Source organism: Acidovorax sp. A1169, assembly GCF_030704685.1.
GTDB lineage: Bacteria > Pseudomonadota > Gammaproteobacteria > Burkholderiales > Burkholderiaceae_C > Acidovorax.
In genome coordinates this window covers 18,029-32,053 of record NZ_JAUZDX010000013.1, presented here as the reverse complement: position 1 = coordinate 32,053, position 14,025 = coordinate 18,029, and the positions used below count along the sequence as shown (strand labels likewise).

The 14,025-nt window shown below is 65.5% G+C and carries 16 protein-coding genes; 7 read left to right on the top strand and 9 right to left on the bottom strand.

All coding sequences use genetic code 11. From position 1 onward, the window contains the following. Nucleotides 1-325: 325 nt before the first annotated feature. The 3 genes from QYL93_RS20060 (at nucleotide 326) to QYL93_RS32000 (ending at nucleotide 1,956) form a co-directional block, all read left to right on the top strand. Nucleotides 326-1,060 carry a Crp/Fnr family transcriptional regulator gene (locus QYL93_RS20060; RefSeq protein WP_305745299.1) on the top strand — a complete coding sequence of 245 codons (735 nt, stop codon included), beginning with the start codon at nucleotides 326-328 and terminating at the stop codon, nucleotides 1,058-1,060. A gap of 155 nt (nucleotides 1,061-1,215) precedes the next feature. Further along, nucleotides 1,216-1,785: a Crp/Fnr family transcriptional regulator gene (locus tag QYL93_RS20055; protein ID WP_370877011.1), complete on the top strand. Its 570-nt coding sequence runs from the start codon at nucleotides 1,216-1,218 to the stop codon at nucleotides 1,783-1,785. Between the two features lie 33 nt (nucleotides 1,786-1,818). Continuing rightward, nucleotides 1,819-1,956: a hypothetical protein gene (locus QYL93_RS32000; protein WP_370877010.1), complete on the top strand. Its 138-nt coding sequence runs from the start codon at nucleotides 1,819-1,821 to the stop codon at nucleotides 1,954-1,956. On the opposite strand, the gene QYL93_RS20050 is transcribed toward QYL93_RS32000, so the two are convergent. From QYL93_RS20050 to QYL93_RS20035, 4 genes are all read right to left on the bottom strand, one after another. Further along, complete coding sequence (locus QYL93_RS20050; protein WP_305745298.1) at nucleotides 1,946-2,587, bottom strand: BON domain-containing protein; 642 nt, start codon at nucleotides 2,585-2,587, stop codon at nucleotides 1,946-1,948. The genes QYL93_RS32000 and QYL93_RS20050 overlap by 11 nt on opposite strands. A gap of 117 nt (nucleotides 2,588-2,704) precedes the next feature. Further along, nucleotides 2,705-4,207 carry a DUF2142 domain-containing protein gene (locus QYL93_RS20045; RefSeq protein ID WP_305745297.1) on the bottom strand — a complete coding sequence of 501 codons (1,503 nt, stop codon included), beginning with the start codon at nucleotides 4,205-4,207 and terminating at the stop codon, nucleotides 2,705-2,707. A 397-nt stretch (nucleotides 4,208-4,604) separates the two neighbouring features. Next, nucleotides 4,605-4,922 carry a hypothetical protein gene (locus tag QYL93_RS20040; protein WP_057203308.1) on the bottom strand — a complete coding sequence of 106 codons (318 nt, stop codon included), beginning with the start codon at nucleotides 4,920-4,922 and terminating at the stop codon, nucleotides 4,605-4,607. 59 nt (nucleotides 4,923-4,981) lie between these two features. After that, complete coding sequence (locus QYL93_RS20035; protein WP_305745296.1) at nucleotides 4,982-5,374, bottom strand: hypothetical protein; 393 nt, start codon at nucleotides 5,372-5,374, stop codon at nucleotides 4,982-4,984. Between the two features lie 554 nt (nucleotides 5,375-5,928). Between QYL93_RS20035 and QYL93_RS20030 the strand changes: the two genes are divergently transcribed. The 3 genes from QYL93_RS20030 to QYL93_RS20020 all read left to right on the top strand — a co-directional run bounded on the left by QYL93_RS20030 (nucleotide 5,929) and on the right by QYL93_RS20020 (nucleotide 6,943). Beyond that, nucleotides 5,929-6,147 carry a hypothetical protein gene (locus QYL93_RS20030; protein WP_057203306.1) on the top strand — a complete coding sequence of 73 codons (219 nt, stop codon included), beginning with the start codon at nucleotides 5,929-5,931 and terminating at the stop codon, nucleotides 6,145-6,147. An 88-nt stretch (nucleotides 6,148-6,235) separates the two neighbouring features. Beyond that, nucleotides 6,236-6,478 (top strand): hypothetical protein, encoded by a 243-nt coding sequence (locus QYL93_RS20025; RefSeq protein WP_305745295.1) that lies wholly within the window; start codon nucleotides 6,236-6,238, stop codon nucleotides 6,476-6,478. A gap of 51 nt (nucleotides 6,479-6,529) precedes the next feature. Continuing rightward, nucleotides 6,530-6,943, top strand: coding sequence for a hypothetical protein (locus tag QYL93_RS20020; RefSeq protein ID WP_305745294.1), 414 nt, complete (start codon nucleotides 6,530-6,532; stop codon nucleotides 6,941-6,943). Between the two features lie 38 nt (nucleotides 6,944-6,981). On the opposite strand, the gene QYL93_RS20015 is transcribed toward QYL93_RS20020, so the two are convergent. The 4 genes from QYL93_RS20015 to QYL93_RS20000 all read right to left on the bottom strand — a co-directional run bounded on the left by QYL93_RS20015 (nucleotide 6,982) and on the right by QYL93_RS20000 (nucleotide 10,205). After that, the gene (locus QYL93_RS20015) at nucleotides 6,982-7,383 is read right to left on the bottom strand and encodes a type II toxin-antitoxin system VapC family toxin (protein ID WP_305745293.1); all 402 of its coding nucleotides are present in this window, start codon (nucleotides 7,381-7,383) and stop codon (nucleotides 6,982-6,984) included. Next, nucleotides 7,380-7,613, bottom strand: coding sequence for an antitoxin (locus QYL93_RS20010; protein WP_305745292.1), 234 nt, complete (start codon nucleotides 7,611-7,613; stop codon nucleotides 7,380-7,382). Before QYL93_RS20010 ends, QYL93_RS20015 begins: the two co-directional genes overlap by 4 nt. A 68-nt stretch (nucleotides 7,614-7,681) precedes the next feature. Next, on the bottom strand, nucleotides 7,682-8,233 hold the full coding sequence (locus QYL93_RS20005) for a nucleoside-diphosphate sugar epimerase (RefSeq protein ID WP_370877009.1): 552 nt from the start codon (nucleotides 8,231-8,233) through the stop codon (nucleotides 7,682-7,684). A 112-nt stretch (nucleotides 8,234-8,345) separates the two neighbouring features. Beyond that, nucleotides 8,346-10,205: a DEAD/DEAH box helicase gene (locus tag QYL93_RS20000; RefSeq protein ID WP_305745290.1), complete on the bottom strand. Its 1,860-nt coding sequence runs from the start codon at nucleotides 10,203-10,205 to the stop codon at nucleotides 8,346-8,348. A gap of 253 nt (nucleotides 10,206-10,458) precedes the next feature. Here QYL93_RS20000 and ettA point away from each other — a divergent pair, with 253 nt between their 5' ends. Continuing rightward, nucleotides 10,459-12,120 carry an energy-dependent translational throttle protein EttA gene (gene ettA / locus QYL93_RS19995; protein ID WP_057203301.1) on the top strand — a complete coding sequence of 554 codons (1,662 nt, stop codon included), beginning with the start codon at nucleotides 10,459-10,461 and terminating at the stop codon, nucleotides 12,118-12,120. Between the two features lie 41 nt (nucleotides 12,121-12,161). Here the strand turns inward: ettA and QYL93_RS19990 are convergent, their stop codons facing one another. Then, nucleotides 12,162-13,991, bottom strand: coding sequence for a hypothetical protein (locus tag QYL93_RS19990; protein WP_305745289.1), 1,830 nt, complete (start codon nucleotides 13,989-13,991; stop codon nucleotides 12,162-12,164). Between the last annotated feature and the right edge of the window lie 34 nt (nucleotides 13,992-14,025).

Here is a 14,025-nt window from a genome sequence, read left to right as displayed (position 1 = left end):
CGTAGCAACGCCCGCATCCGGGGGGGGGCGCATCGCGTACTTGCAGTGGTGGTTGTCAAGGGTGGGCACCGCCATCTCCAGACGGTGCAACGGCATAGTCTGCAGCGTGGCATGGCGGTTTGTTACCGTCCGTGCGCTGCCGCACACAGCCGTGGAAAGCGGGGCAGGGCCATCCCGCATTGGCCGTCCTGCCAAGCTTTTCTTTCCAATTTGTCCATATGTGCGATACCGTACAGACTAAGGGTGTTAGAGCGGCCACCCTCGCGGGTTCTTCAATGTGCAGCTTGGGTACAACCGCCCCCGCCTGCCCCGACCGAATCGACCGATGAACGGAGTGCCCTTGACCTTGCCCCATGCTGCCCTGCAGAACCAGTTGCTGGCGGCCCTGCCCAAGGCCGAATGGCTGCGCTGGATGCCGGACCTCGAGCCGGTGGAACTGCCGCTGGGTGAGGTGCTGTACGAGTCGGGTGGCAAGACGCCTTATGTGTACTTCCCTACCAATTCCATTGTCTCGCTGCTCTATGTGCTGGAAGACGGCGCCTCGGCCGAGATTGCCGTGGTGGGCTTCGAGGGGGTGGTGGGCATCTCCATCTTCATGGGGGGCGGCTCGACGCCAAGCCGGGCCGTGGTGCAAAGCGGGGGCTCGGGCTACCGGCTGAGGGCCGATGTGGTGAAGGATGAATTCGCGCGCGCGGGTCCGGTCATGCACCTCATGCTGCGCTACACCCAGGCCCTGATCACCCAGATGGCGCAGACAGCGGTGTGCAACCGCCACCATTCGCTGGACCAGCAGCTGTGCCGCTGGCTGCTGCTGAGCCTGGACCGCCTGCAGGGCAACCAGTTGGTGATGACACAGGAGCTGATTGCCAACATGCTGGGCGTGCGGCGCGAGGGCGTGACCGAAGCGGCGCTCAAGCTGCAGAAGGCCGGACTGATCAGCTATGCACGCGGCCGCATCAGCATTCTGGACCGCTCGGGCCTGGAAGAGCGTACCTGCGAATGCTACAGCGTGGTCAAGCGGGAATATGACCGGCTGCTGCCGGGGACGACCGCCTCATAGACCTCTTGCGCCGACGCCTATGTGCGCTGCCAGACAGTCAGCCGCTGCCGCAGCTCCCACACTGGCGATCCGCCCCACCATCCGAAGATCAGGCTTGGAGATGGACAGGCGGCGCCTTGTTTTTCAGGCGCTGCATGACACGAGCACCGAAGGCCATGGCATCCACCGAAAACCAATTGATAGAGCGGCTTCCCCAGGCCGCGCGCAAGCGACTGCTGGACCAGTGCGAGCCGTTCGAGCTCACCCTGTCGGCCGAGCTGAGTGCCCCTGGCACGCCCCTGAGCCATGCCTATTTCCCCCGCGAGGGCTTTGTCTCGCTGGTGGTGGGGGTGGACAAGCACCCCTCGCTGGAGGTGGGCATGGTGGGGCGCGAGGCCATGCTGGGGGCCGAACTCATTCTGGGCGCCGCCAGTACCCCCTGGCGGGCACTGGTGCAGGGCGCGGGCGCCAGCTGGCGCATCGGCGCCGCCGCGCTGCGCACCGAGACCGCCACCAACCCGGCTTTGCTGCGGCTGCTGCAGTCCAGCGTGCTGGTGCGGCTGCACCAGCAGGCCACCGCCTCTGCGTGCGAGCGCTACCACACCATCCGCCCGCGCTTGGCGCGCTGGCTGCTGATGAGCCAGGACCGGGCAGGCACGAACTGCTTTCACGTCACCCAGGAGTTTCTGGCCCTGATGCTGGGCGTGCGCCGCGTGGGGGTCACCGTGGCCGCCAGCGAGCTGTAGGACAGCGGCCTGATCTCTTACCGCCGGGGCGAGATGACCGTGCTGGACCGCGAGGGCATGCAGGTACAGGCCTGCAGCTGCTATGCAGCCGACAAGGCCGTCTATACCGAGATGATGGGTGTGGCTGCATTGAAGCCGCAGGGGAGCAGCCCCTGCCGGGTCAGCGCTTGATCAGCAGCTCGTCATCCACGGATGCGATGCCCAGAACCCCGTAGAGCATGGCCCGGCTCCGGGTGGCGAAACTGGCGCTGTTGCCCGAGAGACCATGGGCTTGCACTACCATGTTGTCGGCTTCATCCGCGCCATCGGCCACAGGGCGCTGCAGGAGTACGGGCTCCGCCCCGTCGGGGTCCGGCATGCGAATGAGCGTTCCGCTGCGCATGAAGCTGGCCCGTGCCGCGCCGACATCGACCGCTTGGCTCTGTTTCGCATCGGGCGCCGGGGCTTGCGCGCGCGTGAGCAGGATGCTTTCGACCCGGACGACGCCCGGCACATTGGTCACGACGAACAGCGCCAGCTCGACCTGTGTCGGATCGTCTGCGGGCCCGCTGAGCAGCACAGCGCCCTTGATCACATCGACGGCGATGCGGGTGCTGCCCATCACCGGCGAGAGCAGCAGAGCGGTTTCGATGCGGGCCCGGAGCACGCTATCGTCCAGCGTGGCCTCGATGGCTGCGACATCGGGCGGCAGCAGCGCCACACCGCCGCCCCATTGGCAGCCCGGGACAGCCACCAGAAGGAACACCCCGACCATGGCGCCTGCGAGGCAGGTGCCCACACGTATACCGGTTGCATTCAACATGGCAAGGCCCTCGGAGCAGCGGTTGCCAGCGGCAACCATGGGGCCAGTTTCACACTTGCTCACACCTGCGTCCGTTCGCAAGCGCACGGAGCGCTGGTTAGCGCATGTGCCGACCCATCAGAATGCCGCCAACTGGTAGCGGCCATACAGGGTGACCGCCAGCACCAGCAGAAAGTACCCGGCCATTGCGCCGGTCACCCCGAACTCGGTGGCCTGCTGCAGGGGCGTGCGCTCCTTTTCCAGCGGCCCGAGTGCCAGCGCCAACAGCAGCGCCGGCATGATGAAGTAGCGCCCCTGTACGCCCGCAATGACCGGCACGGGGTAGTCGTTCCAGGTGACCGCAATCGCAAAGAAGGCCAGCAGGGTGCTGGTGACGGCGCAAATGGCCAGCACGGCCCGCAGCGGCGTGTACTGCCGCTCTTCGCGCCCCGCGTAGACGGTGGCCAGCAGCGCCAGGGCCGCCAGCACGGCCCAGATCCCCCGCATCGCCGGCTTGGGGATCAAGGTGTCGAGCCAGCCCAGCACCCCGACGAAAGAGTAGATGAGCATGTACCCCTTGTCCTTGTCGGCCAGCGTGCTGCCGACCAGCCCCAGGAAGTACAGCGGATCCTCCACGTAGATCTGCACGATCTGCAGCGTGGTGTGCGAGCGCTCGATGCGCGCATCCATGGTGGTCAGCAGCACGAACAGCGTCCAGCCCAGGCTGGCCGCGCACAGCAGCACGAAGCCGCCGAGCCGGGTCCAGGAGAAGCGCTGGCACAGCAGCAACAGCGGTATCGCCAGCAGCGGCAGCAGGTGGGTGCGCGAGGTGACGAGCACGAAGGTGAAGCCCAGGATGGCGGCGTACCGCCATCGGCAGGGCGCCGCGGTGCCACCGTTGCACTGGGCCTGGTACTGCGCGATGGCCAGCCCACCGAGCACCAGTGTCATCGCAATGCCCAAGCCGTCGATGGTGGGCGACAGGATCTGGAAGGCCGACATGGGCATCAGCACCAGGGCCCGCACCAGCAGGTTGGGCGGCAGCAACTGCCAGGCCCAGGCCAGCAAGGCCAGCACCGTGAGCGTCACCATGCCCCTTGTGAAGTCGTAGCTGGCCCGCATCGACCACTCCATGTGGCGCGATATCGACAGGCCAAGCGCATGTGGCAGGTAGATCAACGGTATGTAATAGGCCGTGCCTGCCACGTCCACGAACTGCCGGTCGTTCGCCCAGCCATGCTGTGATGCCTGGCCCATGAGCCAGGTGGCGGAAAGCCTCTCTTTATTGTCCCCCGCAATCTTCAGCATCCAGCTCGCGAACTGGATCAGGTGCTGGTCCGCATGACCGCCGCTATAACCCTTGGCCTCCGGTGCAGGTTTTCCAAGCAATAACTGTCCGTTACCGATCATGTCGGCGCGGTACAGGTGAGCGATCTCGTCCGGCGACTGGAATGCGGGAATCAACCGTGCCGTTGTGCACGCCAGAAAAAATGCGAGAAAGAATAATCCGAGTTGAGCGGGGCGCCGCAACCAGCTTCGGGTCGAGCCTGCAGGCGCGGCGCGCAGCGGCAAGCTTGCCGCCGTGTGGCCGGGCCCTGCTGAGGCTGGTGTCAATGAAGTTGCGCCAAAGGTGGCTTGCATTCGAGTATCTCCCTGCTCTATTGGATATATGGTTCTTGTTATTCGATAAAGCGGAGCAGTGCCCATTGAGGGCCGATGCCTTTGAACTGGCCATGGCAATCCCCGCCTCCATGAAAATGGAAGATAAAATAAGTCTGCGGAAACTCAGGACGATGGATATCCATCGCCGGTGCGATCAGAAATTCAGATGGTAGAAAGATCAGCCCGGCTGGGGCACATCAGAAATTGAATGACGAGCCATTGTGGGGCGATCCCAGGTAACAAACGGTGATTCCCGTCACGTCACGGTTTTGCCCAGAGCGCACCAGCACATACTCCGATCATGGGCGCCGTTCCCGAGAGGGTACCCCTGCTTTGGCGGTGCGGGGCAGAGCAGGGCAGGCTCCTTCGCACCCGCTCAGTCCGCCACGCCATGCAGCGATTGCTGCGTGACCTGGGCATACGCCAGCACTGCGATGAGCTTGTGCAGCAGCGTGCGGTCGTCGCTCTCCAGGGGCCGGGCCAACAGTGGCACCAGGTGCGAGAGCGCCTGCTCGACCTCCTGCGTCGAAAACGTCTGGTCCTCGTAGAGGCCGAAGATCCTGTGCAGGAAGAACGAATCGGCGTGCGCGAGCAGGCGCAGGATCGCCGGCAGCTCGTGGTGGTCGATGCTGCCGACATGGTGGGCCGGGTTGCGGATCTGGGGGCCGTTGCCGGCCAGAAAGTCGAATGGCATGGCGATGGAGGGTGTGCGTTGCTCGTGAAAACTCGTGTGGGTTCGCTTCCAAAGCCTGGTCAGGCCACCGAGCGCTTGCCCGCGTGGTACGTGGCGAGTGCCGAGGCGATGGCAGAAGGCCAGTGAAGAATCGCAATCGCCATGACCGTGGCGACCCATCCCAGATAGATGCACCAAAACCGGCATGGACCCGCCAAGGCGGCCTGGCGCCATGTCAGGACGGACTGCAGCAGGAGCACGGCAGGCAGCATCGCCAGCAGGATGTAGTGCACCCTTAGCGTCGGCGACACCTCTGCATCGGTGACTACGTGGGTCAGGAACGCGCCTGCGCTTTGCATGAAGGACATGCCGGAGGAGGCATCCGGTGACAAAAGGGCGAACCAGACGCCAAGGGGAAGGATGGCGCTGAAGGCAAACCCCAGGCTGGCAATTCGCGGTTCGGACAATTTCATTTTTTTGGCAGCATGGTGAAGTTCAGACGGTGGGGCACGCAGGGCTGGTCCGCAGTACGGCGCCGCAGAATGCAGGGCCTTCGAAGACCTCGGTCATGCGATCAACTCACTTGGGTTGGCCCCGCAGGCCTGCGCCACGGCCCGCACGGCCCCCGGGTCCAGCACCAGCCCGATATGGCTGACGCCGCGCACCACCGTCACCGGAACGGGAGTGCCGGCCTGGGCGGATGGCTGCGAGCAGGGCGATCAGCAGGATGGCGGGGATCATCATCAGCATGGACGGGACGCACTGGCGCAATGGCCTGAGTGGATGTGCGCGCCATTTTGGCGAGATTCCCCGCGCTCGGGCAGTACGCAAATGGGTGATACGGTGCCCGGGGCGCCGGCTGCCATAGTCTGCTTCGGGGGCAAGATCAAGGCAGCTCAAGCCAGGCCCATCACCCCTGCCCACCTTGACATCGGTGTTTGTGGCAGCATGTTCCCAAGAACATGTTTCCGGGTGCTTGCTCGCGAGTGCCCGGTATGAAAAGCCACCGACCTGACCCGAACAAAAGATGAAGACCATCGACGAGATGCTGCACCTGGAGCTGCTCACCCACGAGCAGCACTTTGAAATCAGCGCCTGGATTGCGCGCTCTGCCTCGCCGGAAGAGATACTGCAGATGCCCGCGCCCCTGTGGCAGGCCGTGGAGCGCGCCAGCCAGACCATGGGCATCAACGAGGACCTGTCGCGCCCGCCGTCGCTGGATGCGGGGAATCTGGTTTTCGGCTAGGGCGAGAAATCGCGGAAGGGAGCATGTCAGGACCGCTGCATGTCGCCGCCTGAGGTGCACTCGCGCATTTTCACAAGGCAGCTGACACATGACCGACTGGCGCCTGCAAGGGCAGGAAAAATACCTCCAAGGTGCGGTGCTCGAACGCAAGGCCTATCAGCCGTACCGTCGTGAATGGGAGCACGACCACTGCGAGTTCTGCTCGGCCGAGTTCTCGCTGAACGCCCCCGATGCGCTGCGCGAGGGCTATGCCACGTCGGACCACTATCGCTGGGTCTGCGCTGTCTGTTACGAAGACTTTCAAGAAATGCTGGGCCTGCGCCAGGGGTGAAGTGAGCAGCACGGCATATCCTTCCGAAACTTACAAAAGGGAGGGAATGCAATGATGAAGAAGAACGCCAGCGTGGCCGCTATCGCCATCACCGCTGCCATGGCAGGCAACCTGCCGCAGGCCTATGCGCAGACCACCGCCGTGCGCGACGTTGCCGTAGTGGCCGAGGCCGATGGCCCACAGGCCGCGCGCCTCGGTGCCCTGGTGACCGAGGGCATCCGCAAGAGCAGCTCCATGCGCTACAAGGAGCCAGCGTCCAAGGCGCAGCTCACCGTGCGCATCGCCACCATGTCGGCGCAGGACGCGGGCTCCATCGTTTATTCAGCGAGCTGGGTTTCAACCGGCAAGGACACCCTCATCGACCGGCAGTTGGCCACCTGTGATGTGGAGCGCATCGCGGCGTGTGCGGACACGGTGGTGGCCAAGACGGATGCGGTGCGTGCATCGCTGGCTGGCAAGAAGTAGGGCGGGGGGTCTGCCGCAGTGCAGCAGCGGTTGTGCTCTCAGGCTGCGGGAACCCAGTTGTCCAAATGCAGGCCGGGCACCTTCGAAAATTCGCGGCTGTTGTTGGTGACCAGCAGAGCCTGTTGGCTCACGGCATGGGCCGCAATCATGGTGTCGAGCGAGCCAATGGGCGTGCCACGGCGCTCCAGGTCGGCGCGCAGGTCGCCATAGGCCCAAAGGGCCGCGTCGTCGAACGGCAAAATGGTGAGTGGGGCCAGGAACATCTCCAGCGCCTGGCGGTTGCGTGTCGAGCCGCTCTTGGCGACGCCATACGCCAGTTCTGCCGCCACCACGCTGCACATCCCGATGTCGCCGAGCCGGTATTGGCGAAAGCGCTCCAGCACCGCAGGCGGCCTGGCATTGATGATGTAGATGCAGATGTTTGTGTCCAGCAGGATCATGGGGTGATCTCTGCGCGCATCTGGTCGTCAGGCTGCTGGCGCTCCAGCACAAAGCCTGGCTCGAATGCCGCCAGCCCTTGCTCCAGCGTTTGCCAAGGGGCCTCCACCGGCAGCAGCAGCACGCCGTTGCCAAAGTGCTTGACGACAACCTCGGTGCCGGCAAAGCGGTATTCCTTGGGCAGCCGGACGGCCTGGCTGCGGCCTGACTGGAAGAGGCGTGCGGTGTCCATGGAGGGCTCCCTTCAGATGGTGGCTATCAATGGTAGCTACCAAATGCCGGTTCGTCAAAGCGACGGTATCAATCCAGCCCCCGCCCCATCAACTCCTGCACCCTTGGCACCCCCTCCGTTTGCCCCGCCTGCACGGCCCGCACCAGCGCCCGCGCCACATCCGCACCCGGGCGGGCGCGGTAGTTGGCGGGGATGATCGGGTCCAGCAGCTTGAAGGCCTTGATCGAGAAAGACTCGGCTGCGCGCGGCGCCTGGCCCAGGGCCTGGCGTTCGCCCAGCAGCAGGGAAGGGCGCGCGATCACCAGTGTGGCAAAGCCCAGGCTCTTGAGCACCTGTTCGACCTCGCCCTTGACGCGGTTGTAGAAGATTTTGGAGTGGGCATCGGCGCCCATGGCGGTGACCACGCCGCAGCGGGTGGCACCGGCTGCCAGGGCGGTGCGCGCCGTGGCGATCACGGCATCCAGGTCCACGGCGCGAAACGCATCCTGGCTGCCTGCGGCCTTGATGGTGGTGCCCAGCGTGATGTAGACATCATCCACGTGCGGCAGGGCCGGCACCACGGGCTTGGCGCCCAGAACGGCAAAATCCACGGCATGCAGGTGCAGCCGTGGGTGTGACATGTCCGGCGTGCGCCGGCCGAGGGCATGCAGGGCATGCACCTCGGGTGGCAGCGCCCCGTTGCCGGGTGCTGCGCTTGCGTTGCTTGGTTTAGTGCTTTTGGCTGCCGACGGATCAGCGGCCAAAAGAGCCGCGAGGACCGCCCGGCCCACGAGGCCCGTTGCCCCGGCCACCAGAACCACCCGTGCCGCCTCCGCCATAGCCGCCACCTCCAGAGTTGCCACCACGATAGCCACCGCCACGGCGGCCGCCGCCCATGCTGTCTACGCTGGTGCGCATCGGGTCGGGCTGGCCACCGGCACCGCCACCGGCATGGCCGGAGCTGCGGTGGCCGGGATTGGCGTGGCCCATTTGCGTGCCCAGGTGGGCATTGGCGCGTGGGGGTTGCGAGTCGTCGTGGCGATTACCGCCACCGCCGCCTTCGTAGCCGCCGCCACCACCACCGCCGCCGGAACGGCTGCGTGCAGGTGCCGGGCCACCGGCGCGTGCGCCGCCGCCCTGGCCACCGCCGCCACCACCACCGGCACGGGCGCCGCCGCGCGGGCCACCGCCGCCGCCGGCTGCTGCGCCGCCACCGGCACGGCCGCCACGGCCGCCGCCACCACCGCCACCACCGCCATTGCCACCGCCGGCAGGGCGGGGGCCACGGTCGCCGCCGCCACCACCACCGCCGCCAGCACCCTGGCCGGCCTTGTTGGTGCGGATGCGTTCCATCATTTCGCTGCGGGCGGCCTTGGCGGCTGCCTGCATCACGTCACGGCTCGGGGGCTTGCCTGCGCCGCCCCAGATGGTCTGGCGGCCCATGGCGATGGGCTCTGCCTTCTCGCCGGCGTCGGGGCCGAAGCCTTCGATGATCTGGACGGGAATCTGCTGCTTGGTGAAGCGCTCAATGTCCATCATGAAGCCTTCTTCGTCCATGCAGACCAGGCTCACGGCTTCGCCGCTGTTGCCGGCGCGGCCGGTGCGGCCGATGCGGTGGACGTAGTCTTCCGAGACGTTCGGGATTTCGTAGTTCACGACGTGCGGCAGCTCGTCGATGTCGATGCCGCGGGCCGCGATGTCGGTGGCCACCAGGGCGCGGATGTCACCGCTCTTGAAGCCGGCCAGGGCCTGCGTGCGGGCGCTCTGGCTCTTGTTGCCGTGCAGGGCCATGGCGTTCACGCCGTTCTTGGTCAGGAACTCGGCCACGTTGTTGGCGCCGAACTTGGTGCGGGTGAACACCAGCACCTGGCTCCAGTTGTGCTGCTGGATGATGTGCAGCAGCACCTGCTTTTTCTTGCCACGGCCCACGGGGTGGATCACCTGGGTGATGCGCTGCACCGTAGTGTTGCTGGGCGTGACCTGGATGCTCTGGGGGTTCTTGAGCAGGGTGTTGGCCAGGTCGCGGATTTCGTCGCTGAAGGTGGCCGAGAACAGCAGGCTCTGCTTTTCGCGGGGCACCAGGGCCAGCACCTTCTTCACGTCGTGGATGAAGCCCATGTCCAGCATGCGGTCGGCTTCGTCGAGCACCAGCACCTGCACGGTCGACAGGTCCAGGAAGCCCTGTTGCTGCAGGTCCAGCAGGCGGCCGGGGGTGGCCACCAGGATGTCCACGCCGCGCTTGATGCGGTCGATCTGCGGGTTCATGCCCACGCCGCCGAAGACGACGGTGGAGTTGATATCGAGGTATTTGCCGTATTCGCGTACGGACTCTTCCACCTGGGCGGCGAGCTCACGGGTGGGGGTCAGCACCAGGGCACGGATGCCCTTGCCGCCGAACTTGTTCTTGGGGGCAGCGCTTTGCGACAAGCGGTGCAGCAGGGGCAGGGTGAACGCGGCGGTCTTGCCGGTGCCAGTCTGCGCGCCGGCCAGCAGGTCGTGGCCTGCGAGAACGGCGGGAATGGCCTGGGCCTGAATGGGCGTGGGGGTCTCATAGCCCGTTTCGTGCACGGCCTTCAGGATGGCAGGAGCCAGGTTCAGTTCGTCAAATGTCATGTCGTTGAATGCGCCCATCCGGGGCGCTGGGTATCGGCCTGTCGTACAACCGGGGGGTTGCCGAGCCAGTCTCAAGCCGACGAGGTTCAAGGGTGGGAGCCCAGAGGTTGGAATGCCTCCTTCGTCCCCAGCGGTGTGCTGATGTGGCAGGCAACTGGAGCCCGTCACGGTGCGTATTGTCGCATGGCCCGATAATGGGTGTTTTGAAAGCAGAATTCTTCTGCCCAATTTCCGCAAGTTTTAAGACAAGCAAATGGCCCAATACGTATTTTCCATGAACCGCGTCGGCAAGATCGTGCCGCCCAAGCGCCAGATCCTCAAAGACATCTCCCTGAGCTTCTTCCCGGGTGCCAAGATCGGCGTGCTGGGCACCAACGGCTCGGGCAAGTCCACCCTGCTCAAGATCATGGCCGGCGTGGACAAGGAAATCGAGGGCGAAGCCATCCCCATGGCCGGCCTGAACATCGGCTACCTGCCCCAGGAACCCCAGCTTGACCCCGACCAGACGGTGCGCGAGAGCGTGGAAGCCGCCATGGGCCGGGTGATGACCGCCAAGGCCCGCCTGGAAGAGGTGTACACCGCCTACGGTGAAGAAGACGCCGATTTCGACGCCCTGGCCGCCGAGCAGGCCGAGCTCGAGGCCATCATCGCCACCGCCGGCACCGATTCCGAGCACCAGCTCGAAATCGCCGCCGACGCCCTGCGCCTGCCCCCATGGGATGCCAAGGTGGGCATGCTGTCCGGCGGTGAAAAGCGCCGCGTGGCCCTGTGCCGCCTGCTGCTGTCCAAGCCCGACATGCTGCTGCTTGACGAACCCACCAACCACTTGGACGCCGAATCCGTGGACTGGCTGGAGCAATTTTTGCAGCGCTACTCGGGCACCGTGGTGGCCATCACCCATGACCGCTACTTCCTCGACAACGCGGCCGAGTGGATTCTGGAACTCGACCGGGGCTCCGGCATCCCTTACAAGGGCAACTACAGCGACTGGCTGACCCAGAAGCAGGCCCGCCTGGAGCAGGAGCAAAAGGGCGAAGAATCGCGCGCCAAGGCCCTGAAGAAGGAACTGGAATGGTCGCGCCAGAACCCCAAGGCCCGCCAAGCCAAGAGCAAGGCCCGCCTGGCCCGCTTTGAGGAACTGTCGGACTTCGAGTACCAAAAGCGCAACGAAACCAACGAAATCTTCATCCCCGTGGCCGACCGCCTGGGCCATGAAGTCATCGAGTTCGAAAACGTCACCAAGTCCTTCGGCGACCGCGTGCTCATCGACAACCTGAGCTTCAAGGTGCCCGCCGGTGCCATCGTCGGCATCATCGGCCCCAACGGCGCCGGTAAATCCACGCTGTTCCGCATGATCGCGGGCAAGCAGGCACCCGACAGCGGTACGGTCAAGATCGGCTCCACCGTGAAGATGGCCTTCGTGGACCAGACCCGCGACGACCTCTCGGACGACAAGACCGTGTGGGAAGACGTCTCGGGCGGCCTCGACATCCTGAACGTGGGCAAGTTCCAGATGGCCAGCCGCGCCTACTGCGGCCGCTTCAACTTCAACGGCGGCGACCAGCAAAAGAAGGTCGGCATGCTGTCGGGCGGTGAACGCGGGCGCCTGCACCTGGCCAAGACCCTGATCGCGGGCGGCAACGTGCTGATGCTCGATGAACCCTCGAACGATCTGGACGTGGAAACCCTGCGTGCACTGGAAGACGCGCTGCTCGAATTCGCCGGCTCCATCATGGTCATCAGCCATGACCGCTGGTTCCTGGACCGCATCGCCACCCACATCCTGGCCTGCGAAGGCGACAGCCAGTGGACCTTCTTCGACGGCAACTACCAGGAGTACGAAGCCGACAAGAAGAAGCGCCTGGGCGAAGAGGGTGCCAAGCCCAAGCGCATGCGCTTCAAGGCGCTGAAGTAAGGCTCCCCCCCCCGAGGCCGCTGCGCGCCCTGTGAGATTGCTCAGGGCGCTCGGGGCGTGCGCGGTGCCCGGGTTGGCCTGGGCGCCAGGGCGGTGTCGCAGCGCTGGCTGTCGGGCAGTCTGAGCAGCATGATCATGTGCTCCTGCCCCGGCAGCTGGCCGAAGGTGACGGCACAAAATTCTGTGCTGACTGCCTGGGCGGCCTGCTCGGAAGCGAAGGTCAGTGTGGCACGAAAGCCCGATCCGAGCATGTCCTGCCGGCCGAAGGCGCGGGCCACGTCGGGCCGCTCCATCGGCTCCATGTGTGCCTGCGGTACTTCCTCGAAACCCATCAACGCCAGTTTGCGCCCGGGGCCCAGGGTGGGCGTCCAGCCCTCCACCGTCAGTTCTCGCCCGCTGACGGTCACGGTGTCGATAGCGCCGCCATAGGCATGGGCAAGCGACCGCAGGGGTTGCTTCATCGGCAGGATGAAGAGATCGCCGCGCATCCCTGCTGCGAGGGCGACTTCCTGCTGCGCAGGCGGCATGTCAGTCAATCGCACCAGGCAGGAGCAGCCCTTGTCCCAGGTCACCACGCGGCTGCGCTCCTGGGCTGTGTGGGGGTAGTGCCACGCCAGTGCGGGCAGGGTGTGGGAGGCCTGGGGCTCCATTGCCTGGCGTGCCTTGTACAGGCTCATTGCCTGCCAGATCATGCCGTTGGCCCGATCTTCTGGCTGCAACAGCATCTGGCCTGGCGGCGGTGCCAGCGCAAAGCCGTAGTAGGCTTCAAACGCCGCCGCTATGGTGCGGTCGTGCTGGCGCTGCAGGTAGGCCTGCTGGACCACCGATGCCACGAAGACGAGCAGGGCGGCCTTGTGCCAGGCTGCCAGACGCCGGGGCCACGGCAGGCTCCACAGGACACATGCACCCACCCAGGGCACCCACAGAATCCGCGTGTTCCCCATCCAGTCAAAACCGGGCCCCACCACGAACAGCAGCGGGAAAACCACCACCACGATGGCAGCGGCGATGCCCATGGCCATGGGCATGCGCCTTGACGCCGGCTGTGCCGCCAGGCCTGCCCCCAGACAGGCAAGGCACAGGCCGGCCGCCACCAGGCCCAAGGCCCCCGCCCCCAGAAGGCCCTGATTCAGCGTGCGGGCGATAGCGCCCAGCACGCTGCCAAGGGCCTGCCAGCCATCCAGGGAGGTCGGGGTGTACCCGCCGGCGCCTGCGAACACATGGATGCGCAAGGCCGCATAGGCGACGGCCACCAGCAGGGCCGGTACCGCGTAGCGCCAGCGCGCCGGGGCCGCCGGTGCGCCAGCAGGGGGCGGTACGAACACCAGCAAGGCGATCCAGGGGGCATAGATCTCCTTGCACAGGCAGGACATCAGGTAGAGCCCTGCCGCAAGCAGGCTCCAGCGCCATTGCAGCAGGCGCACGGCATGGATCTGCGCCCAGAGCGCCAGGCAGGCGAACGTCAGGCCGTCCAGGTAGTGCCCCACCATCAACTGCTGCGCCATCTGGAATGCAGGTGCGCCCAATAGCAGCAGGGCGGCTGGCAACAATGCCTGCCAGCGCCCCAGCCAGTGGCAGAGCAGCAGGTACAGGGCCCATGCCGCGCAGGACAGGGACACGAGATGGTGCAGGTAGTACGGCCATGGGTTGAACCCAAAGAGCGCGGCATTGACCTGGTAGAGGAAAACGTTCCAGGGCGCAATCTGGTTGGAGGAGACGAAGCGTGTCACCTGCGATTCCAGAAAGAGGGAGCGGGGAGAATACTGTGTCGAATTAAATAGGTTCTGCCCGTCGTCCCAGCGCCAGGTCCCCTGCAGGGCGCTGCCATGCAGCACCAGCACCAGGGCGCACAGCAGGGCCCAGGCCAGCAAATGCCCTTGCCAGGACTGTCTGGTCGGTGGGGTT

Coding starts and splice junctions, on each gene's coding strand:
- QYL93_RS20060 (WP_305745299.1), top strand. CDS start 326: ATGAACGGAGTGCCCTTGACCTTGCCCCATGCTGCCCTGCAGAACCAG.
- QYL93_RS20055 (WP_370877011.1), top strand. CDS start 1,216: ATGGCATCCACCGAAAACCAATTGATAGAGCGGCTTCCCCAGGCCGCG.
- QYL93_RS32000 (WP_370877010.1), top strand. CDS start 1,819: ATGACCGTGCTGGACCGCGAGGGCATGCAGGTACAGGCCTGCAGCTGC.
- QYL93_RS20050 (WP_305745298.1), bottom strand. CDS start 2,587: ATGTTGAATGCAACCGGTATACGTGTGGGCACCTGCCTCGCAGGCGCC.
- QYL93_RS20045 (WP_305745297.1), bottom strand. CDS start 4,207: ATGCAAGCCACCTTTGGCGCAACTTCATTGACACCAGCCTCAGCAGGG.
- QYL93_RS20040 (WP_057203308.1), bottom strand. CDS start 4,922: ATGCCATTCGACTTTCTGGCCGGCAACGGCCCCCAGATCCGCAACCCG.
- QYL93_RS20035 (WP_305745296.1), bottom strand. CDS start 5,374: ATGAAATTGTCCGAACCGCGAATTGCCAGCCTGGGGTTTGCCTTCAGC.
- QYL93_RS20030 (WP_057203306.1), top strand. CDS start 5,929: ATGAAGACCATCGACGAGATGCTGCACCTGGAGCTGCTCACCCACGAG.
- QYL93_RS20025 (WP_305745295.1), top strand. CDS start 6,236: ATGACCGACTGGCGCCTGCAAGGGCAGGAAAAATACCTCCAAGGTGCG.
- QYL93_RS20020 (WP_305745294.1), top strand. CDS start 6,530: ATGATGAAGAAGAACGCCAGCGTGGCCGCTATCGCCATCACCGCTGCC.
- QYL93_RS20015 (WP_305745293.1), bottom strand. CDS start 7,383: ATGATCCTGCTGGACACAAACATCTGCATCTACATCATCAATGCCAGG.
- QYL93_RS20010 (WP_305745292.1), bottom strand. CDS start 7,613: ATGGACACCGCACGCCTCTTCCAGTCAGGCCGCAGCCAGGCCGTCCGG.
- QYL93_RS20005 (WP_370877009.1), bottom strand. CDS start 8,233: ATGTCACACCCACGGCTGCACCTGCATGCCGTGGATTTTGCCGTTCTG.
- QYL93_RS20000 (WP_305745290.1), bottom strand. CDS start 10,205: ATGACATTTGACGAACTGAACCTGGCTCCTGCCATCCTGAAGGCCGTG.
- ettA (WP_057203301.1), top strand. CDS start 10,459: ATGGCCCAATACGTATTTTCCATGAACCGCGTCGGCAAGATCGTGCCG.